The 25,504-nt window shown below is 72.3% G+C and carries 23 protein-coding genes; 13 read left to right on the forward strand and 10 right to left on the reverse strand.

What is annotated here, in order from left to right; translation table 11 throughout:
- Positions 1-60: 60 nt before the first annotated feature.
- From AC067N_RS01955 to AC067N_RS01970, 4 genes are all read right to left on the reverse strand, one after another.
- Positions 61-687, reverse strand: coding sequence for a Tat pathway signal sequence domain protein (locus tag AC067N_RS01955; protein ID WP_478676916.1), 627 nt, complete (start codon positions 685-687; stop codon positions 61-63).
- Between the two features lie 56 nt (positions 688-743).
- Positions 744-1,148, reverse strand: a complete 405-nt coding sequence (locus tag AC067N_RS01960) for a hypothetical protein (protein ID WP_478676917.1) — start codon at positions 1,146-1,148, stop codon at positions 744-746.
- Positions 1,149-1,213: 65 nt separating this feature from the next.
- The gene (locus AC067N_RS01965; RefSeq protein ID WP_478676918.1) at positions 1,214-1,699 is read right to left on the reverse strand and encodes a hotdog fold thioesterase; all 486 of its coding nucleotides are present in this window, start codon (positions 1,697-1,699) and stop codon (positions 1,214-1,216) included.
- Positions 1,700-1,773: 74 nt separating this feature from the next.
- Positions 1,774-4,053: an FdhF/YdeP family oxidoreductase gene (locus AC067N_RS01970; protein WP_478676919.1), complete on the reverse strand. Its 2,280-nt coding sequence runs from the start codon at positions 4,051-4,053 to the stop codon at positions 1,774-1,776.
- Between the two features lie 196 nt (positions 4,054-4,249).
- On the opposite strand from AC067N_RS01970, the gene polA reads away from it, so the two are divergent.
- Positions 4,250-6,976: a DNA polymerase I gene (gene polA, locus AC067N_RS01975; protein ID WP_478676920.1), complete on the forward strand. Its 2,727-nt coding sequence runs from the start codon at positions 4,250-4,252 to the stop codon at positions 6,974-6,976.
- Between the two features lie 498 nt (positions 6,977-7,474).
- Here polA and AC067N_RS01980 read toward each other — a convergent pair whose 3' ends face one another.
- A complete protein-coding gene (locus tag AC067N_RS01980; RefSeq protein ID WP_478676921.1) occupies positions 7,475-8,323 on the reverse strand; it encodes a DUF4184 family protein in 849 nt (282 codons plus the stop codon).
- A 411-nt stretch (positions 8,324-8,734) separates the two neighbouring features.
- Here AC067N_RS01980 and AC067N_RS01985 point away from each other — a divergent pair, with 411 nt between their 5' ends.
- From AC067N_RS01985 to pgfA, 3 genes are all read left to right on the forward strand, one after another.
- The gene (locus tag AC067N_RS01985; RefSeq protein WP_478676922.1) at positions 8,735-10,513 is read left to right on the forward strand and encodes a lytic transglycosylase domain-containing protein; all 1,779 of its coding nucleotides are present in this window, start codon (positions 8,735-8,737) and stop codon (positions 10,511-10,513) included.
- Positions 10,514-10,669: 156 nt separating this feature from the next.
- Positions 10,670-10,804: an SPW_0924 family protein gene (locus AC067N_RS01990; RefSeq protein WP_478676923.1), complete on the forward strand. Its 135-nt coding sequence runs from the start codon at positions 10,670-10,672 to the stop codon at positions 10,802-10,804.
- A 53-nt stretch (positions 10,805-10,857) separates the two neighbouring features.
- Entirely contained in the window at positions 10,858-11,850 is a 993-nt protein-coding gene (gene pgfA, locus AC067N_RS01995) for a cell envelope lipid trafficking protein PgfA (RefSeq protein WP_478676924.1), read from the forward strand.
- On the opposite strand, the gene hrpB is transcribed toward pgfA, so the two are convergent.
- Both hrpB and AC067N_RS02005 read right to left on the reverse strand, forming a co-directional pair.
- Positions 11,840-14,389, reverse strand: coding sequence for an ATP-dependent helicase HrpB (hrpB, locus tag AC067N_RS02000; protein ID WP_478676925.1), 2,550 nt, complete (start codon positions 14,387-14,389; stop codon positions 11,840-11,842). The genes pgfA and hrpB overlap by 11 nt on opposite strands.
- A gap of 10 nt (positions 14,390-14,399) precedes the next feature.
- On the reverse strand, positions 14,400-15,257 hold the full coding sequence (locus AC067N_RS02005) for a class I SAM-dependent methyltransferase (RefSeq protein ID WP_478677176.1): 858 nt from the start codon (positions 15,255-15,257) through the stop codon (positions 14,400-14,402).
- 377 nt (positions 15,258-15,634) lie between these two features.
- Here AC067N_RS02005 and rpsA point away from each other — a divergent pair, with 377 nt between their 5' ends.
- The 4 genes from rpsA to AC067N_RS02025 all read left to right on the forward strand — a co-directional run bounded on the left by rpsA (position 15,635) and on the right by AC067N_RS02025 (position 19,432).
- A complete protein-coding gene (gene rpsA, locus AC067N_RS02010) occupies positions 15,635-17,131 on the forward strand; it encodes a 30S ribosomal protein S1 (protein ID WP_031166273.1) in 1,497 nt (498 codons plus the stop codon).
- A 173-nt stretch (positions 17,132-17,304) separates the two neighbouring features.
- Complete coding sequence (locus AC067N_RS02015; RefSeq protein WP_478676926.1) at positions 17,305-18,243, forward strand: PAC2 family protein; 939 nt, start codon at positions 17,305-17,307, stop codon at positions 18,241-18,243.
- 129 nt (positions 18,244-18,372) lie between these two features.
- Positions 18,373-19,002 (forward strand): dephospho-CoA kinase, encoded by a 630-nt coding sequence (gene coaE / locus AC067N_RS02020; protein ID WP_478676927.1) that lies wholly within the window; start codon positions 18,373-18,375, stop codon positions 19,000-19,002.
- Between the two features lie 49 nt (positions 19,003-19,051).
- Positions 19,052-19,432: a tetratricopeptide repeat protein gene (locus AC067N_RS02025; protein ID WP_478676928.1), complete on the forward strand. Its 381-nt coding sequence runs from the start codon at positions 19,052-19,054 to the stop codon at positions 19,430-19,432.
- A gap of 39 nt (positions 19,433-19,471) precedes the next feature.
- Here AC067N_RS02025 and AC067N_RS02030 read toward each other — a convergent pair whose 3' ends face one another.
- Positions 19,472-19,738: a DUF6343 family protein gene (locus AC067N_RS02030; protein ID WP_478676929.1), complete on the reverse strand. Its 267-nt coding sequence runs from the start codon at positions 19,736-19,738 to the stop codon at positions 19,472-19,474.
- A gap of 181 nt (positions 19,739-19,919) precedes the next feature.
- On the opposite strand from AC067N_RS02030, the gene AC067N_RS02035 reads away from it, so the two are divergent.
- The 3 genes from AC067N_RS02035 (at position 19,920) to AC067N_RS02045 (ending at position 22,261) form a co-directional block, all read left to right on the forward strand.
- Complete coding sequence (locus tag AC067N_RS02035) at positions 19,920-20,930, forward strand: acyltransferase domain-containing protein (protein WP_478676930.1); 1,011 nt, start codon at positions 19,920-19,922, stop codon at positions 20,928-20,930.
- 49 nt (positions 20,931-20,979) lie between these two features.
- Positions 20,980-21,660, forward strand: a complete 681-nt coding sequence (locus AC067N_RS02040) for a class I SAM-dependent methyltransferase (RefSeq protein ID WP_478676931.1) — start codon at positions 20,980-20,982, stop codon at positions 21,658-21,660.
- Between the two features lie 121 nt (positions 21,661-21,781).
- The gene (locus AC067N_RS02045) at positions 21,782-22,261 is read left to right on the forward strand and encodes a DoxX family protein (protein ID WP_478676932.1); all 480 of its coding nucleotides are present in this window, start codon (positions 21,782-21,784) and stop codon (positions 22,259-22,261) included.
- 92 nt (positions 22,262-22,353) lie between these two features.
- Here the strand turns inward: AC067N_RS02045 and AC067N_RS02050 are convergent, their stop codons facing one another.
- A complete protein-coding gene (locus tag AC067N_RS02050) occupies positions 22,354-22,869 on the reverse strand; it encodes an RNA-binding S4 domain-containing protein (protein ID WP_478676933.1) in 516 nt (171 codons plus the stop codon).
- A gap of 61 nt (positions 22,870-22,930) precedes the next feature.
- Here AC067N_RS02050 and AC067N_RS02055 point away from each other — a divergent pair, with 61 nt between their 5' ends.
- Both AC067N_RS02055 and pip read left to right on the forward strand, forming a co-directional pair.
- The gene (locus AC067N_RS02055) at positions 22,931-23,674 is read left to right on the forward strand and encodes a uracil-DNA glycosylase (RefSeq protein WP_478676934.1); all 744 of its coding nucleotides are present in this window, start codon (positions 22,931-22,933) and stop codon (positions 23,672-23,674) included.
- 64 nt (positions 23,675-23,738) lie between these two features.
- Positions 23,739-24,701: a prolyl aminopeptidase gene (gene pip / locus AC067N_RS02060; RefSeq protein WP_478676935.1), complete on the forward strand. Its 963-nt coding sequence runs from the start codon at positions 23,739-23,741 to the stop codon at positions 24,699-24,701.
- A gap of 110 nt (positions 24,702-24,811) precedes the next feature.
- Here the strand turns inward: pip and AC067N_RS02065 are convergent, their stop codons facing one another.
- Positions 24,812-25,216, reverse strand: coding sequence for a RidA family protein (locus tag AC067N_RS02065; protein WP_478676936.1), 405 nt, complete (start codon positions 25,214-25,216; stop codon positions 24,812-24,814).
- Between the last annotated feature and the right edge of the window lie 288 nt (positions 25,217-25,504).

A 25,504-nucleotide genomic window follows, 5' to 3' on the forward strand; every position in this document is an offset into this window, starting at 1 on the left:
GACGCTCTTGTTATGACACGACGTAATGCAGAGCGGTACTCCGTGGGTGGATGCGAGGAATTAAGGCCGATTCGCCCAGTCCACATAGTGAGAAGCCGCAGGAAGTGCGTCGGCGTTTTCAGGAGTGTTCTTGACTTTTGGTAGTGACGTCAAGTCGTTGCTGCAGGCGACCTGAATCGCTTCGGAGAGGTCGCGGGCATAGCGTCGGCCGAGGATGAAACTGTGGTCTTCCATTGCACGGCTATTACGCAGAGTTACGTCCAGGAAAGGCAGTCCGGCGTTCCTCGGTACTTTCCCGCAGTCCGTCACCCGCATGGTGATCACGATCGTGCGGGTGCCGCCGGCCGGGCTGCGGAAGGGCGGGCGCGGCGCGGCCGAGACGGTGAGTCCGGCGTACGGCTGGGAGATCCGCGTCACGGTGACCGCCGGTCCGTCGCTCGCGGTGACCTCGATACCGAAGCCGAAGCTCCCCGCCGGGGCGTCCGCGGGCGGGGCCTCGGTCCCGAGGTAGGTGAAGTCCACCGCCTGCGACGGGTACGGAGGAGGGGGCGGGGGCGCGGGCCGGGGCCGGGTCACGTAGAGGACGCCGCCCGCGAGCAGGACGACGGCCGAACCGGTGATCAGGACGGCGCGGCGGTGCCGGGCGTACAGCCGGGCGAGGCGCCCGCGCCGCGGCGGGCCGTCCACCTCGGGATCGTCCCCTGCACGCGTCCCCTCGCCCGGTTCGACGGGCCCGACGCCGCTCAACTCCAAGGCCCCGTACTGGAGTTGCCATCCCGGTACAGCTTCGCGCAGCGCGTGCGCGCCTCCTCGCCGACGAGCCGCTCGGCGGCCTCCCGGCCGGCGCGCCTCCGCTCGGCCCGGGCGGCGTCGACGACCTCGCGCAGGATGTCGTACTGGGCGTTGGACAGCCCCATGGACTGGTAGTCGCCGTAGCCGTCGTCGTCCAGCGCCTTCCGCGACCAGTACGAGACGATCCGCGTGCACAGGTCCTCGGGCGGCGCGGCCGACGACGACGCCGGGCCGCCGGCCGTCGGCCCGGCCGATCCGTCGTCCGCTCCCGACGCCGCGCACCCGGTGACCAGGACGCCGATCAGCAGCGCCGGTCCCAGGGCGGCCCCCCACCCGCAGGGTCCTCCCGTTCGCATGCCCCGAAGCTAGAGCCTGTCCGCCGGACCCGCCAGCGTCCGGTGCGGGCGGGCGCCCCGACGGGTCAGTTCCCCGTCGCCCGCTGGGCGTCGGCCGGCGTCACATCGCGCAGCAGACAGGTCAGCCGGGCCGTGCACACCCGCTTGCCCGCCTCGTCGCTGATGACGATCTCGTACGTGGCCGTCGTGCGCCCCCGGTGCAGGGGCATGGCCACACCGGTGACCAGCCCGGACCGTACGCCGCGGTGGTGGGTGCAGTTCAGGTCCACGCCCACGGCGATCTTGGAGCTGCCCGCGTGCAGCATGGAGCCGACCGAGCCGAGGGTCTCCGCGAGGACGGCGGACGCGCCGCCGTGCAGCAGCCCGTACGGCTGGGTGTTGCCCTCCACCGGCATGGTGCCGACGACGCGGTCCGCGGACGCCTCCACGATCTGCACACCCATGCGGGTGCCCAGGTGCCCCGCGGAGAACATCGCGACCAGGTCGACGCCGAGTGCCGCGTACTCGTCGATGACCTCTTGCGGGAAGGTGACGTGGTGCTGCTCGCCCATGGGGCTCCGTTCGTCGTCGACCGCCGCGCGCCGTCGCGGCGGTCGTATACCGGCCTGACTGGCTGAGCAAACGCTCAGTCGGTGGCCGATTGTTCCAGACGGACCACGACCGACTTGCTGGCCGGGGTGTTGCTGGTGTCCGCGGTGGCGTCCAGCGGCACCAGGACGTTGGTCTCGGGGTAGTAGGCGGCGGCGCAGCCGCGGGCCGTCGGGTAGTGCACGACCCGGAATCCGGGCGCCCGGCGCTCGACGCCGTCCCTCCACTCGCTCACCAGGTCCACATAGGCGCCGTCGGCGACCTTCAGCTCGGCGGCGTCCTCGGGGTTGACCAGGACGACCCGGCGGCCGTCGGTGATGCCCCGGTAGCGGTCGTCCAGGCCGTAGATCGTGGTGTTGTACTGGTCGTGCGAGCGCAGGGTCTGCAGCAGCAGCCGGCCCTCGGGCAGCCGGGGGAACTCCACCGGCGCGGCGGTGAAGTTGGCCTTGCCGGTGGCGGTGGGGAAGCGGCGCTCGTCGCGCGGGGCGTGCGGCAGCGCGAAGCCGCCCGGGTCGGCGACGCGCGCGTTGAAGTCCTCGAAGCCGGGCACGACGCGGGCGATGCGGTCGCGGATCGTCGCGTAGTCCTTCTCGAACTCCTCCCACGGGGTGCGGCTGTCCTCCCCGAGGACCCGGCGGGCCAGCCGGCACACGATGGCCGGCTCGGACAGCAGATGCCTGCTCGCGGGTTCCAGACGGCCGCGTGAGGCATGGACCATGCCCATGGAGTCCTCGACGGTCACGAACTGCTCGCCGCCGGCCTGCAGATCACGTTCGGTGCGGCCCAGGGTGGGCAGGATCAGCGCCCGCGCGCCGGTGACCGCGTGCGAGCGGTTGAGCTTGGTCGACACGTGCACGGTCAGCCGTGCCCGGCGCATCGCGGCTTCCGTGACGTCCGTGTCGGGGGACGCCGACACGAAGTTGCCGCCCATCGCGAAGAACACCTTCGCCTTGTCGTCGCGCATGGCTCTGATGGCCCGTACGACGTCGTAGCCGTGCTCCCTGGGCGGCGCGAAGCCGAACTCCTTCTCCAGGGCGTCCAGGAACGCCGGGGCGGGCCGCTCGAAGATGCCCATCGTGCGGTCGCCCTGCACGTTCGAGTGGCCGCGCACCGGGCACACGCCCGCGCCGGGGCGGCCGATGTTGCCGCGCAGCAGCAGGAAGTTGACGACCTCGCGGATGGTGGGCACCGCGTGCTTGTGCTGGGTCAGGCCCATGGCCCAGCAGACGATCGTGCGCTTCGAGGCGAGGACCATGCGCAGTGCCTCGTCGATCCGCTCGCGGGGCAGACCGGTCGCGGTGAGCGTCTCCTCCCAGTCGGCGGCGCGGGCCGCCTCGGCGAACTCCTCGAAGCCGTGCGTGTGCTCGCGCACGAACTCCTCGTCGACCGCGCCCTCCGTCTCCAGGACCAGCTTGTTCAGGAGGCGGAACAGGGCCTGGTCGCCGCCGATGCGGATCTGGAGGAAGAGGTCGGTGAGGGCGGCGCCCTTGAGCATGCCCTGCGGGGTCTGCGGGTTCTTGAACCGCTCCATGCCCGCCTCGGGCAGCGGATTGACCGTGATGATCCTCGCGCCGCCCGCCTTCGCCTTCTCCAGGGCGGACAGCATGCGCGGGTGGTTCGTGCCCGGGTTCTGCCCGGCGACGATGATCAGGTCGGCCTTGTAGAGGTCCTCCAGCAGGACGCTGCCCTTGCCGATGCCGATCGTCTCGGACAGCGCCGAGCCCGAGGACTCGTGGCACATGTTGGAGCAGTCCGGCAGGTTGTTCGTGCCGAACTCGCGGGCGAAGAGCTGGTACAGGAACGCGGCCTCGTTGCTGGTGCGCCCGGAGGTGTAGAAGAGGGCCTCGTCGGGGGAGTCGAGGGCGTTCAGCTCCTCGGCGACGATGTCGAAGGCCCGCTCCCAGGACACCGGCTCGTACCGGTCGCCGCCTTCGGGGAGGTACACGGGGTGGGTGAGCCGGCCCTGCTGGCCCAGCCAGTAGCCGCTGCGGGTGGCCAGATCGGCCACGGTGTGCGCGGCGAAGAACTCCGGGGTGACCCGGCGCAGGGTGGCCTCCTCGGCGACCGCCTTCGCACCGTTCTCGCAGAACTCCGCCGTGTGCCGGTGCTCCGGCTCCGGCCAGGCGCAGCCGGGGCAGTCGAAGCCGTCCTTCTGATTGACCCGCAGCAGCGTCAGAGCGGTCCGCTTCACTCCCATCTGCCGCTGCGCCATCCGCAGGGTGTGCCCGATCGCGGGGAGCCCCGCCGCCGCGTGCTTCGGCTCCGCGACCTGCGGCGCGTCCTGCACCGGATCATTCTTGGGCGCCTTGCCGGCCATCGCTGCTCCCCATTCGCGTACGCGTGCTGTCGGGTGTGAGGTACGTCTCCGATCCTCGCACGTGTCACCGACGGCGATCGAGACGCGGGTCGCGACGACGATCCGCCGCGACCCGGGGCGGGGGAGGGCCCCGGGCGCGGGGGGACGGGCGGCGGGCGGGGCCGGAGTGTCAGTGGCACGTGGCAGGATCGGGTGCGTGGCAGAGACAGCATCGAAGAAGACCGACACGACCCCCGGCGGCAGCCGTCCCCGGCTCATGCTCATGGACGGGCATTCGCTGGCCTACCGCGCGTTCTTCGCGCTCCCCGCGGAGAACTTCACGACCGCGACGGGCCAGCCGACGAACGCGATCTACGGCTTCGCGTCGATGCTGGCGAACACGCTGCGCGACGAGGCGCCCACCCACTTCGCGGTGGCGTTCGACGTCTCCCGCAAGACCTGGCGCTCCGAGGAGTTCACGGAGTACAAGGCGAACCGCTCGAAGACCCCCGACGAGTTCAAGGGCCAGGTCGAGCTGATCGGCGAGCTGCTCGACGCCATGCACGCCGTCCGCTTCGCCGTCGACGGCTACGAGGCCGACGACATCATCGCCACGCTCGCCACCCAGGCCGAGGCGGAGGGCTTCGAGGTCCTCGTCGTCACCGGTGACCGAGACTCCTTCCAGCTGGTCTCCGAGCACACCACCGTGCTCTACCCGACCAAGGGCGTCTCGGAGCTGACCCGGTTCACCCCGGAGAAGGTGTTCGAGAAGTACGGCCTGACCCCCGCCCAGTACCCCGACTTCGCGGCCCTGCGCGGCGACCCGTCCGACAACCTCCCCGGCATCCCCGGCGTCGGCGAGAAGACCGCCGCGAAGTGGATCAACCAGTTCGGTTCGTTCGCGGAGCTGGTCGAGCGCGTCGAGGAGGTCAAGGGCAAGGCCGGCCAGAACCTCCGCGACCACCTGGAGGCCGTCAAGCTCAACCGCCGCCTCACCGAGATGGTGCGCACGGTCGAACTCCCCCGGACGGTCACCGACCTGGAGCGCGCCCCGTACGACCGCAAGGCCGTCGCGATGGTCCTGGACACCCTGGAGATCCGCAACCCCTCGCTGCGTGAGCGGCTGTTCGCCGTCGACCCGGGGGCGGAGGAGACCGACGCCGGGCAGCCGCCCGCCGCCGGTGTCGCGGTGGACGGCACGGTCCTCGGCTCCGGCGAGCTGACCGGCTGGCTCACCGAGCACGGCACACAGCCCCTCGGCGTCGCCACCGTCGACACCTGGGCGCTCGGTACCGGCTCCGTCACCGAGATCGCGCTCGCCGCCGCCGGGGGAGCGGCCGCCTGGTTCGACCCGACCCGGCTCGACGAGGCGGACGAGATCGCGTGGGCGGCCTGGCTCGCCGACCCCGCGAGGCCCAAGGTGTTCCACAACGCCAAGGGCGCGATGCGGGTCTTCGCCGAGCACGGCTGGACCATCGAGGGCGTCACCATGGACACCGCCCTCGCCGCCTACCTGGTCAAGCCGGGCCGCCGCTCCTTCGACCTGGACGCGCTGTCCCTGGAGTACCTCGGCCGTGAGCTGGCCCCGGCGGCCACCGCCGACGGGCAGCTGGCCTTCGGCGCGGACGACGGCGCCGAGGCCGAGGCCCTGATGGTGCAGGCCCGCGCCATCCTCGACCTGGGCGAGGCCTTCGGGCAGCGCCTGGAGGAGGTCGGCGCCGTCGAGCTGCTGCGCGACGTGGAGCTTCCCACGTCCGCGCTGCTGGCCCGGATGGAGCGCCACGGCATCGCCGCGGACCGCGCCCACCTCGAAGCCATGGAGCAGATGTTCGCGGGTGCCGTGCAGCAGGCGGTGAAGGAGGCGCACGCGGCGGCCGGGCACGAGTTCAACCTCGGCTCGCCCAAGCAGCTCCAGGAGGTCCTCTTCGGCGAACTGGCCCTGCCCAAGACCAAGCGCACGAAGACGGGGTACACCACCGATGCGGACGCCCTGGCCTGGCTCGCCACCCAGACGGACAACGAACTGCCGGTCATCATGCTCCGCCACCGAGAGCAGGCGAAGCTACGCGTCACCGTCGAGGGCCTGATCAAGACCATCGCGACGGACGGCCGCATCCACACCACCTTCAACCAGACCGTCGCCGCCACCGGCCGCCTCTCCTCGGTCGACCCGAACCTGCAGAACATCCCGGTCCGCACCGACGAGGGCCGGGCGATCCGCCGTGGCTTCGTCGTCGGCGAGGGCTTCGAGTCGCTGATGACGGCCGACTACAGCCAGATCGAGCTGCGGGTGATGGCCCACCTCTCCGAGGACGAGGGCCTCATCGAGGCGTTCACCTCAGGCGAGGACCTCCACACCACGGCCGCGGCCCAGGTGTTCGGGGTCGAGCCCGGTGCCGTCGACGCCGAGATGCGCCGCAAGATCAAGGCGATGTCGTACGGCCTGGCGTACGGCCTGTCGGCGTTCGGCCTCTCCCAGCAGCTGAACATCGACGCGGGGGAGGCCCGCGCCCTGATGGACGCCTACTTCGAGCGGTTCGGCGGGGTCCGGGACTATCTGCGCCGGGCGGTCGACGAGGCGCGCGCGACGGGCTACACGGCGACGCTCTTCGGCCGCCGCCGCTACCTGCCCGACCTCAACAGCGACAACCGCCAGCGCCGGGAGGCGGCCGAGCGGATGGCGCTGAACGCGCCCATCCAGGGCACCGCCGCGGACATCGTCAAGATCGCCATGCTGAATGTGGGCCGCGCCCTGGAGGACGCCGGTCTCACCTCCCGCATGCTCCTCCAGGTCCACGACGAAATCGTCCTCGAGATCGCCCCCGGCGAGCGCACCCGCGCCGAGGAACTCGTCCGCCACGAGATGTCCAACGCGGTCCACCTCCGCGCTCCCCTGGACGTCTCGGTGGGCCACGGCCCGGACTGGGAGTCGGCGGCCCACTGAGGGAGGGGCCCGGCCGCCACACCCCGGGCCTCTCCACCAGGGGCGACCACCCCGACCGCCTCCCCCGCCGAGGGAACACCCCCCTGTCGCCCGCCCACTCCGCCGCGACGGCGCTGCCGGCGGCGGCGTGGTTCGCCGGTGCCCGGCCGGACCGTATCCGCACCCGCGATCCTGGCCCGCGGCCCGTTCACGGTGTCACCCGCCTGGCCCCCGCCAAGGCGCCCGCCGCCGAGCCGCGGCGTCAGGATGCCCGCATGGGCATACGCACGCTCCGCCGCCGTACCGCGACAGCTGCCGGCCGCCTGCCACAGGTGCTCACCCGCCTTTCCCGGGCGCAGCCCCACCTCCGGTGGGCGCCCCGCCGCCGCTGGGCGCACACACTGCTCCCCTGGCGGCTCACCCATCCCCTGCCGGCGCTGCTCGGCCATGTCCCGTCGTACGCCCCGGGCGCGGTCAGACCCCGCATCCCGCGGGGCGCCCGCGCGCGCCGTCCGGTGCTCAGCGGCGGACCGAGCTGTCCGCCTCCGCGTCGGCTGCGATCACCGCGGCGGGAGCCGGGCGCCAGATCCTGACGCCCACGCCGTACAGCACCACGCCCAGCATCAGCCCGGCCCCGACCCCGAAGCACACCGTCGGGATCACCTCGTACGGCTTGGCGACCGAACCCCAGTAGGCCCACCAACGAGCCACCCGCTGCACCGCCGCGACCAGGGCGCACCCCCCGATCACGGCAGCGGCCACCCACCGGTCGGCCGCGGAGAGCACCGGCACACCCATGGGCTCGACCGCCGGCTGCCGGCGCAGCGCCAGCGCGAGGAACACGGCGATCACGACCGCGGCGACCGCCGAACCGCCGTACTGGAGGTACCAGTACAGCGGCGAGCCCGCGATCTCGTCGCCCAGCACCGGGAAGAGCCGCATCCCCCACCGGTCGAGATGAGTGAACGCGTCCCAGACGACATGGGTGAGCGCACCGAGCACCGCGGAGACGTACCACCACAGCACCAGTGACGGACCCATGCGGCGTACGCCCGCCCCGCACCGCACCAGGGAGGCCACCCGTGCCCGCCGCCCCCTCGGCAGCAGTGCGACGAGCGGCTCACGGAGCACCAGCCACACCCCCACCAGCGCCCAGGTGAACAGCACGTCGACGGTGAAGACCCCGGCGAAGGAGTGCGTGACGTCTCCGAACTCCATCGCCTCGGGCAGCACGCTCGCCGCGTAGTAGGTCAGATCGGGCGCGAACGAACCGGCGACGAGCACCGAGGGCACGAGTCGTCCGCGCCCGCTCCCGTCCCCGCGCAACGCGGGCAGCACGGCTGCCGCATGGCTCAGTGTGAAAGGCAATTCATCCCCCCGTAGCGGGTTTTACGGCGTTGTTCATGGTGCGTCCGCGTGGCGGACCTCCGCCCCTGATTCCGTGACCACCGGCCGTCGGTATGCGCGACGCGTACCGGGCCCGGCGCGCGCCCGCGTGACAGCGAACCGACGGGGGCGACCGGCGAAATCCGGTCGCGAACGGGTGCCCGGGCGGCGGAAGTTGTCGTAGGGTCGCCTGGGCCGCCGTGCCGGTGCTCGCGGGGGCCTCGGAATGACCGGACGAGGAAATGCCGGAACAGGGCAACCAAATCCGCAAGTCCGGAGTCGGTGTAGCAGAGCGGTGCGACTGATCCGGAAGAGAATTCCGGATAAGCCGTCCGAGACAGTATCAAAAGGGAAGAACGCCAAGGCGATCGACCACCGGGGAGGGTTCACTCAATGGCGGCGCAGTTCGGAATGAGGCTCCGCAAGGGGGCGGCCACCACCGCCCTGGCCGCGGCCACGGTAGCGGCACTGGCCGCCTCGCAGGCTCCGGGAGTGACCACCGACAGCGCCGGCAGACAGACCTCCGGGTCGCCCTCACCCGAGGCGACGACCTACTCCGAGGACACCGCGTCGGGCGACTCGCGCTACTACACGGACCTCCCGCCCCTCGACAGCCCCGACCCGTCGCCGGGTACGGGCGACGGCACGGGCACGGCCGGCGGCGAGCGCGGCATCCCCGCGACCGTCCTCGACGCCTACAAGAAGGCCGAGGCGTCCCTGCGCGACGCCAAGCCCGGCTGCAACCTCCCCTGGCAACTGCTCGCCGCCATCGGCAAGGTCGAGTCGGGCCAGGCCCGCGGCGGTCGCGTCGACGCGAGCGGCACGACGATCGGCAAGATCCTCGGCCCCCAGCTCAACGGCAACGGCTTCGCGAACATCAGCGACACCGACAACGGCGCGTACGACGGCGACGCCACGCACGACCGGGCGGTCGGCCCCATGCAGTTCATCCCCTCCACCTGGGAGTGGGCGGGCCGCGACGGCAACAGCGACGGCGCCAAGGACCCCAACAACATCTACGACGCCGCCCTCGCCGCCGGCCACTACCTGTGCCGGTTCAACTGGGACCTGGCCAACGACGCGAACCTGCGCAGCGCGATCCTCAGCTACAACAACTCGACGGCCTACTACAACACCGTCATGTCGTGGCTGGAGTACTACCGCAAGGGCACCCACGAGATCCCGGACGGCACCGGTTCGCTGCCCCGCACCCCGAGCGACAACGGCAACGGGAACAGCGGCAACGGCAACGGCAACAGCGGGAACGGCGGGAACAAGGGCGGCTCGGGCAACTCGAAGCCCAGTCCCGGCCCGACCCCGCCGAAGGACACGCCCGGCGGAGGCAAGCCCGGCGGCGGCTCCACACCCACGCCGCCGACCCCGCCCACCCCGCCGACCAAGCCGCCCACCGCCACCGACACGGTGCACCACCTGGAGGCCGCGGGCCCGGCGAAGCTCACCGCGACCGCCGGCGACACCTTCACCGACCGGTTCGCCGCCCGCACGGAGACCAAGGCGGGCAAGGCCGTGGCGAAGGTGCGCGTCCGCTTCACCGTCGTCGGCGACACGGACACCACCTTCGCCGGTGGCGAGAAGGTCGCCACCATCGTCACCGACAGCGCCGGCAAGGCCACCGCCCCCGCGCTCGTGGCGGGCGAGAAGACCGGCGCCGTCACCGTCCGCGCCACCGTCGTGGGCCGCACCGTGGCCGCCCTCGACTACACGGCGACCGTCACCGCCCGCCGGGCCGACGCCCTCGCGCGCACCACGACCACCGAGCTGACCTGCGTCCCCAACGGCGAGTTCGCCGAACAGGTCGCCCTCAAGGCCACCTACAAGGGAGCGGCCGCCGACAAGGTCGCGGTCAGGGCGACCCTCATCAAGTCCTCCCTCGACGTCTCCGAGAACGACAAGGGCCCCTACTTCAAGAACCCCGCCGACGGCAAGCCCGTCCGTACCCTGACCGCCCTGCGGACCGACGAGAACGGCCTGCTCACGCTGCCGAAGCTCTACTCGGACGACGCCACCGGCACCTTCCTGCTCCGCATCGAGACCGAGGGCGGCGCGACCCTCACCGTCGAACTGAAGGTGGAGGCCGCGCCCACGGAGGCGACCCCCACGGAGTCGGCCCCCGCGGCGACCGCCTCGCCGAGCCCCAGCGCCTCGCGGTAGCCGGCCGCGCGTACGGCCGACGGCGCCCTTCCTCCGGGAGGGGCGCCGTCGTCGTGTGCGCGACGTGTTCTCATCTCGCCCGGCCGTTGCTACGGTGCGGAACCTGACGCACTATCAGTTCCCGCTGTCGGCGGGCCGACCCGTCGGGAGGTCCGGATGCGCGCCCTGATCGCCGTCGCGAGCGGTCTCGCCCTGGCGTTCGCACTGGTCCTCGCGCTCACGGCGCTGGGCACACCGACGGGGGAGACGTCCCCCAAACCCCTGCTGACGACGGTGCCCCCGCATCCGTAGCCGGACGGCCGACGGCGGCCGCACATCCACAACCGCCCGGGAGGGAGGCCGAGATGCACCGCAGAGCCGGTCTGATCCTGCTCGCGCTCGCCGTGTTCTTCGCCGCGCTGTCCCCGCTGACGCGCTGGTACGCCTTCCCGCGCCTGGCCAAGATCCCCGCCGACCACTACCAGGACATGGTCCTCGTCGCGAAGGACGCCACCCTCCTCGACTACGGCACGATGACCGAACGCAAGGTCCCCCAGGTCACCATCGTCCAGACCCTCAGGGGCAACGTGGAGGCCTCCGAGAGGATCGAGAGGACCGAGGGCCGCGACGTGGTCGTCTGGGACGGCCTCTCGTACGTCCAGGGCCCCGACGGCGAGATGGTCTCCAAGATCCCCGAGCGCTACATCTTCGACGCCCACACCCAGGAGCCCGTCCACGCCACCGGCGAGATGGTCGACGGCGACCCCGTCCGCCGCGAGGGCCTGGAGTTCAAGTGGCCGTTCCTCACCGAACCGCGGGACTACGAGTACTTCGACGCCCAGGCGCGCATCACCGCCCCCATCCACTACAAGGGGACCCGGGACTTCCGCGGCGTGGAGGTCTACTACTTCGAGCAGACGATCCCCTGGACCGAGGTCCCCTTCCCCCGGATCATGCCCGTCGAGGGCATCACCCGTGAGACGGTCGCCGAGACCGGCACGACCCGCTGGTACACCACGGTCCGCAAGTTCTGGGTGGAGCCGGTCACCGGCGCCCCCGTGTACGGCGAGGAGATCCACAAGGAGGAGCTCCGCGGCGGCACCCTCCTCGGCGACCGCGAGAAGGTGACCGCGTTCGCCGGCCACGTGAAGATGCGCGAGGACTACATCGACCACACCGTCGACCTCGTCAGGTCCCAGCGCGTCCTCGTCCTCCTCATGACCTCCTACCTGCCCTGGGGCTTCCTGGGCCTGGGCGTCCTGCTCCTGGCCCTCGCCCTCCACGTCGAGGCCCGCGGCCGCGGGCCGGGCGGACCCGGGGCCGAGGAACCCGCCGCCTCCGAACCGGTCACCGCCTGAGGCGCGCGTTCGTGAACCGGGTCGGCTCGGCCGTCGCCGGGTCCTCCGGCCACGGATGCCGGGGATACCGGCCGCGCAACTCCGCCCGTACGGCCCGGTACCCGTCCTTCCAGAACGAGGCGAGGTCGGCGGTGACGGCGGCTGGCCGCCCGGCGGGGGACAGCAGATGCACGAGCACCGGCACCCCGGCGAGCACGGGCGACTCCTGGAGACCGAACATCTCCTGCAGCTTCACCGCCAGCACCGGCTGCTCGGGCCGCGTGTAGTCGACGCGTATGCGCGACCCGCTCGGCACCTCGATCCGCTCGGGCGCGAGCTCGTCCAGCCGTACGGCGTCCCCGGTGGCCCACGGCAGCAGCCGGCCCAGCGCCTCCCCGGCGTCGATCCGCCCGAGATCCGCCCGCCGCCGGGCACGGCTCACCTCGGGCTCCAGCCATTCGTCGACGCGCGCGTGGAGGGCGCCGTCGGAGACATCGGGCCAGGGCTCACCGAGATGCGCGTGCAGGAAGGCCAGCCGCTGCCGCAGCGACCCGGCACCCGGTGACCACCGCAGCAGCCCCAGCCCCTCACTCCGCAGCCCCTCCAGCAACGCCGCGCGCACGAGCTCGGGCCCGGGGTCCCGGAGCGGCCGCACCGCCAGCTCCACGGCCCCCAGCCGCTCCACCCGCCGTGCCACGACGTCCCCGTCGCTCCAGCGCACCTCCTCGCCCTCCCCGTACAGGGCGGCGGCGGCCGATCGCGCCACGTCCTCGTCGACGACGGCCCCGAGCCGCACGCGCGCGTGCCCGGCACCCACCGGCCGATCCGCCACGGCCACGGCGAGCCACGGGGCGCTCCGCAACCCCGACCCCTCCCCGAGCTGCGCCCGAGTCCCGTTGACCATCAGATGGGACCCCTGCGTCGCCCGCGCGACCCGCTCCGGAAAGGCCAGCGCCACCACGGTCCCCGCAAGACGCTCGTCCGAGCCGGTGGTCTCCGGGTGGCGGTCCTCAGGGGTCTGCGGGTCCACGGGACGGGACGCATCCCGCGGGCGCGGCGGGGCCGCCGCGGTCCGCAGGCGCCGTACCTCCGCACGCCAGCGGCCGGCGTAGGCGTCACCGCCGCGCCGGACCGTCCGCAGGACCGCCAGGAGATCGTCGCCGTACTCCCGGGGCGGCTCCTCGCTCAGCAAGGCCACGACCTCCGCGGCCCGCTCCGCCCCCACCAGGGGTGCCGCGTCCAGGAGCGCCCGCCCCAGCCGGGGGTGCAGGCCCAGCCGCGCCATGCGCGCACCACGGGACGTGGCCCGCCCGGCGGCGTCCACCGCGCCGATCGCCGACAGCACCCCGCGCGCCGCCGCCATCGCCCCGCCCGGCGGCGGGTCCAGCAGCGCGAGACCGGAGGCATCCGGATCGCCCCAGCAGGCCGCCTGGAGGGCGAACGCGGTGAGGTCGGCCACCTTGATCTCCGGTGCCGGGAACCGGGGCAGACGGCCGTCCTCGGCCTCCGCCCAGCACCGGTACACCGCGCCCGGGGCCTCGCGCCCGGCCCGCCCCGCCCGCTGCCGCCCGGCCGCCTGCGACGCCCGTACGGTCGTCAGGGCGCCGAGCCCGCGCGCATGGTCGACCCGCGGCTCCCGGGCCAGCCCGGAGTCGACGACCACCCGGACCCCGGGAACGGTCAGCGACGACTCCGCGACCGCCGTCGCCAGCACCACCCGGCGCCGCTCCCCGCCGGCCAGCACCGCGTCCTGCGCGGCCGCCGGCGCCCGACCGTGCACCTGGAGCACGTCGACGTGCCCGAGGTCGCCCAGCTGCCCGGCCACGCGCGCGATCTCGCCCACGCCCGGGAGGAAGCACAGCACGTCCCCCGGCCGCTCGGCGAGCGCCCGCCGCACCACCGAGGCCACATGCGCCAGCAGCGCCGGATCGACCCGCGTCCCGTGCGGCGGCCGCACGGGACGGGCCGGCGGCGCCCACACCACCTCGACGGGGTACGACACCCCCTCCGCCACCACGATCGGGGCGCCGCCCAGCAGCCGCGCCCAGCCCTCCGCGTCCGTGGTCGCCGACGCCGCCACCAGTCGCAGCCCGGGCCGCAGCGCCTCCCGCACGTCCAGCAGGAACGCCGCCGCCGTGTCCGCGTCCAGATGCCGCTCGTGGCACTCGTCGAGCACCACCACGTCGACCCCGGCGAGTTCCTGGTCGCGCTGCAAGCGCTGCACCAGCACACCGGTCGTGACGACCTCCACGCGCGTGTGCCGTCCGACGACCCGCTCGCCGCGCACCGTGCAGCCGACGCTCTCCCCGACCTTCTCGCCCAGCAGCCACGCCATCCGGCGCGCCGCCGCCCGCGCGGCGATCCGCCGGGGCTCGGCGACGACCACCCGCCGCGCCGGCCCGCCGTCCAGCAGCCCGGCCAGCGCGAGCGGCACCAGCGTCGTCTTGCCGGTGCCGGGCGGCGCTACGAGCACGGCGGTGCCGTGCCCCTCCAGGGCGTCCTTCAGACCGGGCAGGGCGCCGCGCACGGGCAGCGCGTCCAGAGCGTCGTAGCGGATCACGCCGTGTGCCTCAGTCCCGCGCGCACACGAAGATCGCGGTGCCCGGGATCAGGTTCCCGCGCAGCGGCGACCAGCCGCCCCACTCCGAGCTGTTCCAGGCGGGCCACTCCGGCTCCACCAGGTCGACCAGACGGAGGTCCGCCGCGACGATGTCCCGGACGCGGTCGCCGAGCGTCCTGTGGTGCTCCACGTACACGGCCCGCCCCTCCTCGTCCTGCTCGACGTACGGCGTGCGGTCGAAGTACGAGGCGGAGACGGACAGGCCCTCGGGGCCGGGCTCGTCCGGGAACGCCCAGCGGATCGGATGGGTCACCGAGAAGACGAAACGGCCCCCGGGCCGCAGGACGCGGCGGACCTCCCGCAGCACCCGCACGGGGTCCGCGACGAAGGGCAGCGCCCCGTACGCCGAGCACGCCAGGTCGAAGGAGGCGTCCGCGAAGGGGAGGTCGCCCGCGTCGGCGCACACCAGGGGGAACGATCCGCCGATCCGCAGGGCGTGCTGGAGCTGGCGGTGCGAGAGGTCCAGGGCGACGGGCCGGGCCCCCTGCGCGGCGAGCCAGCGGGAGCACTGCGCGGCCCCGGCGCCGATCTCCAGGACGTCCTTGCCCTTCAGCTCCTCCGGCGGCCCGAGCAGCTCCGCCTCTATCTCGTCGAGTCCCTCCGGGCCCCAGACGAAACGGTCGTCGCCGAGGAACGTGCCGTGCTCGGTCTGGTAGTCGTCCGCGTTCCGGTCCCACCAGCCCCGGTTGGCCCTGGAGCTCTCCGCGGCCCCGGCCGCGCGCCGGGTGGCCTCGGGCTCGTCGGCCTCGGGAGAGCCGGATGCCGCGGGGGCGGTGGAGGTTTCGTGGACATCGCGCTCTTGGATGATCGGCTCCCTCGTCGTACTCTTCCGTCACCCGAGTGGCGCGATGGCCTCAGAATCGCGTCACGGACGGTGTGTCCCAGGCCTGCGTGGCCTCCTGGGACAGGATTTGTGCCGGGTATGCGGCGTTCCGCCCCGGGTGGTGCGCCTTCGCGCATTGACCCTGCCCGGCTGCCCCCGTATGCTACAAGTTGCGCTGCGGGCCTGCGCACCTCAGACGTAGCAGGCTGCGCTCGCATCTGTTGTATGTCCCCTCGGTTGTCGAGGCGCCACCAGTGGTTTTGTGTGGCGCTTCCTTGGCTGTCCGGCTTCTTCAGAGCGATACGGGCTCCCGGCGTAGCAGTACCTACGACTTCAATGTCCGTACCGGAGCCCTTTCCCACATGACGAGCAGCACCGAGACCACCGCCACCACCCCGCAGGTAGCGGTCAACGACATCGGTAACGAGGAAGCATTCCTCGCCGCGATCGACGAGACGATCAAGTACTTCAACGACGGCGACATCGTCGACGGCGTCATCGTGAAGGTCGACCGGGACGAGGTCCTGCTCGACATCGGTTACAAGACCGAAGGTGTCATCCCGAGCCGAGAGCTCTCGATCAAGCACGACGTCGACCCCAACGAGGTCGTCGCCGTCGGTGACGAGATCGAGGCCCTGGTCCTCCAGAAGGAGGACAAGGAAGGCCGCCTGATCCTCTCGAAGAAGCGCGCCCAGTACGAGCGTGCCTGGGGCACCATCGAGAAGATCAAGGAAGAGGACGGCATCGTCACCGGTACCGTCATCGAGGTCGTCAAGGGTGGCCTCATCCTCGACATCGGCCTCCGCGGCTTCCTCCCGGCCTCCCTGGTCGAGATGCGCCGTGTCCGCGACCTCCAGCCCTACGTGGGCAAGGAGCTCGAGGCGAAGATCATCGAGCTGGACAAGAACCGCAACAACGTGGTCCTGTCCCGCCGTGCCTGGCTGGAGCAGACCCAGTCCGAGGTCCGCCAGACGTTCCTCACGACCCTGCAGAAGGGTCAGGTCCGCTCCGGTGTGGTCTCCTCGATCGTCAACTTCGGTGCCTTCGTGGACCTGGGTGGCGTCGACGGTCTGGTCCACGTCTCCGAGCTGTCCTGGAAGCACATCGACCACCCCTCCGAGGTCGTCGAGGTCGGCCAGGAGGTCACGGTCGAGGTCCTCGACGTCGACATGGACCGCGAGCGCGTCTCCCTGTCGCTGAAGGCGACCCAGGAAGACCCGTGGCAGCAGTTCGCCCGCACCCACCAGATCGGCCAGGTCGTGCCCGGCAAGGTCACGAAGCTGGTTCCGTTCGGTGCGTTCGTCCGCGTGGACGAGGGCATCGAGGGTCTGGTCCACATCTCCGAGCTGGCCGAGCGCCACGTGGAGATCCCGGAGCAGGTCGTCCAGGTCAACGACGAGATCTTCGTCAAGGTCATCGACATCGACCTCGAGCGCCGCCGCATCAGCCTCTCGCTGAAGCAGGCCAACGAGTCCTTCGGTGCCGACCCGGCCTCGGTCGAGTTCGACCCGACCCTGTACGGCATGGCCGCGTCCTACGACGACCAGGGCAACTACATCTACCCCGAGGGCTTCGACCCCGAGACCAACGACTGGCTCGAGGGCTACGAGAAGCAGCGCGAGGAGTGGGAGCGCCAGTACGCCGAGGCGCAGACCCGCTTCGAGCAGCACCAGCAGCAGGTCATCAAGAGCCGCGAGGCCGACGCCGCCGCTGCCGCCGAGGGTGGCGACGCCGCCGGTGCGGCTCCGGCCGCGGGTGGCGGTTCGTACTCCTCCGAGGGTGCGGACACCTCCGGTGCGCTGGCTTCGGACGAGGCGCTTGCCGCCCTGCGCGAGAAGCTGGCCGGCGGCCAGAGCTGACCGCTCACCGCTGAGGCACAGCCGATAACACGTCGGGCCCGCACCCCCTCCGGGGTGCGGGCCCGACGTGTTACGCGAGAACCGCACTCGACCCGCACTCGTCGAACGGGCTCCGGGAATGCCCGGCCCTCGTACCGCGTTGGGACGTACGAACACGAGGAGGAGCGGTCACAGTGCTTGATCCGCAGGGTTTGTACGCATGGGAGCCGAAGGGCCTGGCCGTCGTCGACATGGCGCTGGCACAGGAGTCGGCGGGACTTGTCATGCTCTACCACTTCGACGGATACATCGACGCGGGCGAGACCGGCGACCAGATCGTCGACCGGCTCCTCGGCTCGCTGCCCCACCAGGTCGTCGCCCGCTTCGACCACGACCGGCTCGTGGACTACCGGGCGCGGCGCCCGCTGCTGACGTTCAAGCGCGACCGCTGGACCGACTACGAGGAGCCGAGCCTGGACGTACGGCTCGTCCAGGACGCCACCGGGGCGCCCTTCCTGCTGCTGTCGGGCCCCGAGCCGGACGTGGAGTGGGAGCGCTTCGCGGCGGCCGTCCAGCAGATCGTGGAGCGGCTCGGCGTCCGCCTCTCGGTGAACTTCCACGGCATCCCCATGGGCGTGCCCCACACCCGCCCCGTCGGTCTCACCCCGCACGGCAACCGTGCCGAGCTGGTCCCCGGACACCGCAGCCCCTTCGAGGAGGCCCAGGTCCCCGGCAGCGCCGAGGCCCTCGTGGAGTACCGCCTCATGGAGGCCGGACACGACGTCCTGGGCGTCGCCGCGCACGTCCCGCACTACATCGCCCGCTCCCCGTACCCGGACGCCGCCCTGACCGTCCTGGAGGCCATCACCGCGGCCACCGGCCTGGTCCTGCCGAGTGTGGCGCACGCCCTGCGCACGGAGGCCCACCGCACGCAGACCGAGATCGACCGGCAGATCCGCGAGGGTGACGAGGAACTGGTCGCCCTGGTCCAGGGTCTTGAGCACCAGTACGACGCCGCCGCGGGTGCCGAGACCCGGGGCAACATGCTCGCCGAGCCCGTCGAGATCCCATCCGCCGACGAGATCGGCCTGGAGTTCGAGAAGTTCCTGGCGGAGCGGGAGGGCGAGGGCTGAGCCCTCCCGCGAGGGCGGACCACCTCTCTCCTCCGCAGCCGTGGGAGGCCCGTGAGGACCGGGCCTCCCACGGCTCTGTGCGGGACTTTCGTACACCCCCCACGCGGGACAACCCTTAAGCTGCCGGGCATGCTGAAAGTGGGTCTCACCGGCGGTATCGGCGCCGGCAAGAGCGAGGTGTCCCGGCTGCTCGTGGAGCACGGGGCCGTGCTGATCGACGCGGACCGGATCGCGCGCGAGGTCGTCGCACCCGGCACACCCGGGCTCGCGGCGGTCGTGGAGGCCTTCGGGGACGACGTGCTCGCGGCGGACGGCAGCCTGGACCGCCCGAAGCTGGGCTCCCTGGTGTTCGCGGACCCGGAGAAGCTCGCCACGCTGAACGCGATCGTGCACCCCCTGGTCGGCGCGCGCTCCCAGGAGCTGGAGCAGGCCGCCGCGCCGGACGCGGTCGTGGTCCACGACGTCCCGCTCCTCGCGGAGAACGGCCTCGCCCCGCTGTACGACATGGTGATCGTCGTGGACGTGGCCCCGGGGACACAGCTCGACCGCCTCGTCCGCCTGCGCGGCATGGCGGAGGAGGACGCCCGCGCGCGGATGGCCGCCCAGGCCACGCGGGAGAAGCGCCTGGAGATCGCCGACATCGTCATCGACAACGACGTCCCCCTGGAAGACCTGCGGCGCCGCGTCCGGGACGTCTGGTCCGACCTGCGGCGCAGAGCGCACCAGCCCCGGGAGCGGTCGGAACACGCCCAGGAATAGCGGCCCTCCGGGGGGCGTTGAACCGTCGCAGCAAGGGAAGGACTCAGCCGTGCCCGAGACCAGCGGTTCCACCGGACGTACCCCGGAGACGCACGTCATCGACTTCCGCGCGGCCGAGCAGCTCCTCACCGCGAACGACCCGCAGGGCGCGGTCAAGCTGCTCGACCGAGTCATCGCCGAACACCCCGAGAACACGGCGGCCCGTCTGCTGCGCGCCCGTGCCTTCTTCGCCGCCGCCCAACTGCGGCCGGCCGAACTGGAGTTCACGATCGTGCTGGAGCGGGAACCGGACAACGCCTACGCGCACTACGCGCTCGCCCGCACCTACCAGCGGCAGGCCCGCCCCGACCAGGCCAAACGCCACTTCCGGCTGGCCGCGGCGCTCGACCCGAACCCGCGGTACCTGGAAGCGGCGCGGTTCGACTCCTGACGGCCACCGACACACCACATCGTCAGGTCCCGCTCGACGCTACGGGTGGTGCGGGTCCGGCGGCTGGTACGGCGGGACGTCACGCCCCGGCTGGTAGTGCGCGCCCTGGTGCATATGGCGCACGATCACCGCCATGTCGACGGCCGCGATCACGAGGACCGCGCCGCAGACGGCCGCCCAGCCGGGGCGACCGAGGAGGGCGAACGCCACGGTGCCCGTGGCCGCCCAGATCACACCCCACGCGCTCAGCCAGAGCCGCATCCGCAGCGGACTGCGCGCCGTCATCGGTTCACTGCCCGTACGCATCGGAACCACCGCTTCCCACCGGGCGGGATCACCGCTCCCGCTCGCTCCCGCCGTCCCCTTCGCCCTTCTCGTCCTCCGGGGCGCCGCTCGCCCCGCCCGCGTTCATCGTCCTACTCGGAAACGTACTCCTCGCCCCAAGCGTTCTCCAGGAGACGGTGTGGAGTGACGGGGGAGGCCGAAGGTGCTGTGGGACGCGTTGCGGGCGGACGAGCGGCTCGCCGAATGGCTCAGGGGGCTGGAGGGCGACGAGGGGACGGCGAACGCGCCCGAGGTGTGGCTGCCGGACGCCGATGAGCTTCCCGAGGTCCTGCTGGACCTGGCCGTGCCGTACGAGGACGTGGGCGACCTGGTCGCGCTGCGCCGGACGCTGGTGGAGGACGAGGAGGCGACCGGGCTCCTCGGGCGGTGCGTACGGGGTCTGGTGCGGGACATGGGGAAGATCGGCAGAGGGCTGAGGCTTCGGCCGTTCCCCCCGGAGTCCGGTCCGCTGGGCCGCTACTTCCACGTGTACGTCCTCGTCGCCGCCCTGCCGTACGTGCGCGCGTACCACCGCGAGCGCGGCATCCCCGAGGACATCTCCCGGCGCACCCTCGCGGACCTGGGACGGGGCCTCGTGCTGCACCGACGGAGGTACGGGGTGGGCGGGCTCGTGGCGCCGAGCTGGTTCTCGCTGCACTTCCACGGGGAGCTGTTCCAGCTGGGGCGGCTGCAGTTCCAGCGGGCGCGGCTGGGCGGCCGGGAGGGTGTCGCGCTCGCGGCGGCGGGCCTGGAGCTGGAGCCCGGGGAACACTGCCTCGATCTGCACATACCCGACTACGCCGGTCCCCTGACGCCGGGGGCGTGCGACCGGTCGCTCGCGCTCGCCGCGGAGTTCTTCCCGAGGTACTTCCCGGCGGAGCGCTACACGGCGGCCTGCTGCCACTCGTGGCTGCTCGACCCGCAGCTGAAGCGGTATCTGCCGGCGGACTCCAACATCGTCCGCTTCCAGGAGCGCTTCCGCGTCACCTGCGGGAACAGCGAACCGGACGACGACCTGCCGGTCCGTTTCGTGTTCGGCGACCCGGACCTGCCGGTGGAGACACTGCCGCGCCGGACGCGGCTCGAACGGGCGGTCGGTGACCATCTGCGGGCCGGGGGCCACTGGTACAGCGGACACGGCTGGTTCAGCTTCACCCCATCGAGTGATGGATGAACGGAACGGTCCGCGTCTGCCCGGCCGTTGGACGGATATGAGCATGCGGATGCGTGAGGGATTCCAGGGGACCGGCCCGGGTGCGATCACTCCGGACGGCTGCGCGGTCGAGGTGTACGCACGGCTGCCGGTGGGGGACGAGCCGGAGGTGATCGCCGCCGCCGCGCCCGAGGGTGCCGGCATTCTCGAACTGGGCAGCGGCGTGGGACGTATGACGCACCCGCTGATCGAACGGGGCTTCACGGTCACGGCCGTGGACGAGTCGGCGGAGATGCTGGAGCGGGTGCGCGGGGCGCGCACGATATGCAGCCCGATCGAAGAGCTCGACCTGGGCGAGAAGTTCGACGTGGTGCTGCTCGCGTCGTTCCTCGTCCACACCGGGGACCCCGAGGTGCGGCGCGGGATGCTCGCCACATGTCTGCGGCACGTCGCGGACGACGGCATCGTGCTGATCCAACGCGAGGGGGAGGACTACCACACGGATGTGCCCAGGGAGCGGATCGACCCCCGTGGCTTCAGGGTGCGCATCGTGTCGAGCGAGCCGGTCGGGGACGGCGTCAGGTCGGTGCACGCGGAGTACCACTTCCCGGACGGCGAGTGGACCCAGACGTTCCGGGTGCGGCCGATGACGAGGGAACAGTTCGAGGAGGCGCTGGGAGAGGCGGGGTTGAAGGTGGACCGGTATCTGACCGAGGACCGGATATGGGTGCGGGCGGTGCCGGTGAGGTGAGAGCGGGCGACGGACTCGGTACTTCGGGGCGAATGTCCGGTGGGGGCCGATGAGTTCGAGGGTGTGCACCGGTCTGTCTCTGTGACAAGCACGACGGCACCGCTTCCCACAGGAGACCCTCATGTCCGAGACCAACCCTCCCGCTCCCCGAGCCGCCACCGCCACGGCCTCCGCTTCCGGCACCGGCACCGGCACCGGCACCAAGGGTGGCGTTCGCAGCCGGCGTGCCCGGATCTCGCTGGGCGCGCTGCAGATCGTGCTCGCGCTCTTCTTCGCGGTCGCGAGCGCACTGCCCAAGCTGATCGCGCATCCCTCGGCCACCGAGTCCTTCGAGACACTCGGCTGGGGCAGCGCGGGGATGTACACCATCGGCGTGCTCGAACTGGCCGGTGCGGCAGGGCTGGTGATCCCCGCGCTTGCCTCCGTCGCCGGGGTGTCGCTGAGCGCGCTGATGGTGGGGGCGTTCATCACCCAGCTCGCCGTCTTCGACGGGGAGTACGCGGCGACCCCGCTGATCCTGATGGTGCCGCTGCTCGTCATCGGCTGGGCGCGACGGGAGGACGTGGCCGGACTGAAGCGGCTGCCGCGACGGGCGGTGTGACCGCCAGGGGGCAGCACGCCCCGGAGGACAGGGCCGAGTGTGCGGGGTGGGGGTGCGTGGTGGGAGGAGTGGGCAGGCAGCCTCGCCCGCCCTCACTCCTCGGGGCCGCCGCGGCCGCCGCGGGCGGCGTTCGCCGAGTCGGTCAGGCCGCGGAGACGTTCGAGTTCCCGGCGGTCGCGCTTGGTGGGGCGACCGGCTCCCCGGTCGCGGATACCGGCGGGGGCGATCGCCTCGCGGGGCGGGGGCGGCGGCGAGTTGTCGACGTAGCACTCGGCGGCGACGGGAGCGCCGACCCGCTTACGGATCAGACGCTTGACCACGACGATCCGCTCATGCCCTCCGGCCTGGCGGAGCCGGACCTCGTCGCCGATGCGGACGGCGTACGCGGGCTTGACGCGCTCGCCGTTGACGCGGACGTGTCCGCCCCGGCAGGCCGTCGCGCCCATGGAGCGGGTCTTGACCAGGCGGACGGACCAGATCCAGCTGTCGATGCGCACGGTCTCGCCGTTCGTGGGCCGCGCGGCCTCGGCGGCGGCCGCCGAGGCCGCGGGATCCCGGTGCGTGGTGCCCGGACCGCCCGTCCGCTCGCCCGTACCTTCAGAAGCCATGCCTCGACCTTAGCTCCCCGGTGCGGGCCGGGGAGGAGATCACCGGCCGTACCGTGGAGACATGCGCAGCGGCGACGGCGGGGACGGCAGGCACACCGGGTCCGGCGGTGGGAGCGGTCTGGACGAGCTCGACGCCCGGATCACCGGGTGCCGTGCCTGCCCCCGGCTGGTCGCGTGGCGGGAGGAGGTGGCGCGGACCAAGCGGGCCGCGTTCGCCGACCAGGAGTACTGGGGCCGGCCGGTGCCCGGTTTCGGGCCGCCCGACGCGGCGCTGCTGATCGTCGGGCTCGCTCCCGCCGCGCACGGGGCGAACCGTACCGGGCGGATGTTCACCGGCGACCGCTCGGGCGATGTGCTGTACGCGGCGCTGCACGACGTCGGCCTCGCCTCGCGCGCCACCGCGGTCGGTGCCGACGACGGCCTGGAACTCCACGGCGTACGGATCACCTCACCCGTGCACTGCGCGCCGCCCGCCAACAAGCCGACCCCTGGGGAACGCGACACGTGCCGGCCGTGGCTGGTCGGTGAGCTGGAGCTGCTGCGGCCCTCGCTGAGGGCCGTGCTCGTCCTCGGCGCCTTCGGCTGGCAGGCCGCGCTGCCCGCGCTCGCCGAGGCCGGCTGGCGGGTGCCCCGGCCCCGGCCGGCCTTCGGCCACGGCACCCGCGTACCGCTCGACGGGCTGGAACTCTTCGGCTGCTTCCACGTCAGCCAGCGCAACACGTTCACCGGCCGGCTGACCCCCGCCATGCTCCGGGACGTCCTGCGCACGGCGGCCGGAGCGGCGGGGCTGAGCGTGACCTCGTAGAACCCGCCGGGCGCGACGGAAAAGCGGCTGCCGGTGCGGGTGTACGCCGTCTAGGGTCGGCGCAATGTCTCTCTACCCCGAAATCGAACCGCACGACCACGGCATGCTCGGTGTCGGTGACGGCAACCACGTGTACTGGGAGGTCTGCGGGAACCCGCGGGGCAAACCGGCGCTGGTGCTGCACGGCGGGCCCGGATCCCAGGCCGGCCCCTGGTTCCGGCGCCTGTTCGACCCCGACGCGTACCGGATCGTACTGTTGGACCAGCGAGGCTGCGGGCGTTCGACGCCGCCGGCGAGCGCGTACGAGACGGACATGACCCTCAACACGACGCCGCGTCTCCTCGCCGACCTGGAACTGCTGCGACAGCACCTCGGGATCGAGCGCTGGCTGGTGTGGGGCGTGTCATGGGGGTCGGTGCTCGGGCTGCGGTACGCGCAGACGCATCCGGGTGCCGTGTCGGAACTGGTGCTGACGGGGGTCGCCTCGGGTTCCGACGCCGAGGTCGCCCTGCTGACCCGGGGACTCGGACAGTTCTTCCCGGAGGCGTTCGAGCGGTTCCTGGCGGAGGTGCCCGAGGGCGAGCGGGAGGGCAATCTCGCCGCCGCGTACAACCGGCTGCTCGAATCACCCGACGCGGAGGTACGGGCGCGGGCGGCGAGGGCCTGGACCGACTGGGAGACGGCCATCGCGGCGCAGCCGCCCCGCTCCGTGCCGCGCTACGAGGACCCCGTCTTCCGCTACGGCTTCGCCCGCACCGTCACCCACTACTGGGGCAACGGCCACTTCCTCGGCGAGGGCGGCGACGCCGGTGTGGTCCTGCGCGACGCGGCTCTGCTCAAGGGCGTCCCCGGCACCCTCGTCCAGGGCAGCCTCGACCCGGGCAACCTCCTCGGCATCGTCTGGCGCCTCCACCACGCCTGGCCCGGCAGCGAGTTGGTCCTTGTCGACGACGTCGGCCACAACGCGGGCGCGCCGGACATGACTCAGGCGCTGGTGGAGGCGACGGACAGCTACGCCAAGGGGTGAGCCCGGACGGCCGGAGCGGGGGAGCGCCGTCCCGCTTCGGGCCCGCCCTTCGGCCGTGCCGCGGCACCGGGGGCCCTCGTCCTGACCATGCCGTCGCCTCCCCGGCACCGCTACGGCTCCGGTACCACCGCGGTGGCCGTGATCTCCACCAATTGGCCCGTGTAGCCGAGGCAGGCCACGCCGATGAGGGTCGACGAGTGGGGGCCGGTGCTGAGTCCGGACGCCTCGACGACGTCCCAGACCGAGGAGAGGACCCGGGGTTCGGCGCTGACCACGTAGACGTCGGTCGCCAGGACATGGGCGAAGTCGCTGCCCACCGCTCGCAGTTGCTCCCCGAGATTCGCCAGCACCTGCTGGGCCTGCCGGACCGGATCCCCCTCACCCACCAACTTCCCGTCGGCGTCCAGCGGAACGGAGCCGGCGAGGAACGCGAGCCTCGTCCCGGCTTCGACGACCGACGCGTGCGCATAGACGGGCGGCGGGAAGAGGCTGGGGACGGTCATGCGTTTGATCATGGACGGCTCCGGTGTGCGGTGGGAGGGCGGGGGCGACCTGTCGATGATGCGCAGTGCGGGACGCGACCGCACCCGAAATTCCGCCCGGCCGGACCTGTGGATGGTCGCTCGACACCTCGTCGCCCCGCACCCCATGCTCCGGCCAGGCCCGAATTCGCCACCGATCGCCGCAACGACCGGACGCGGGCGTCACCGGCCGGGCGAGTTCGTACGGCAGTTGCGTTCATAAAGAACAGGGCCTTCCAAGGATCGTCACATCGCGGTAATACGAGCGTTCCACAACCTCCT

This window comes from Streptomyces sp. NPDC042364, assembly GCF_056437585.1.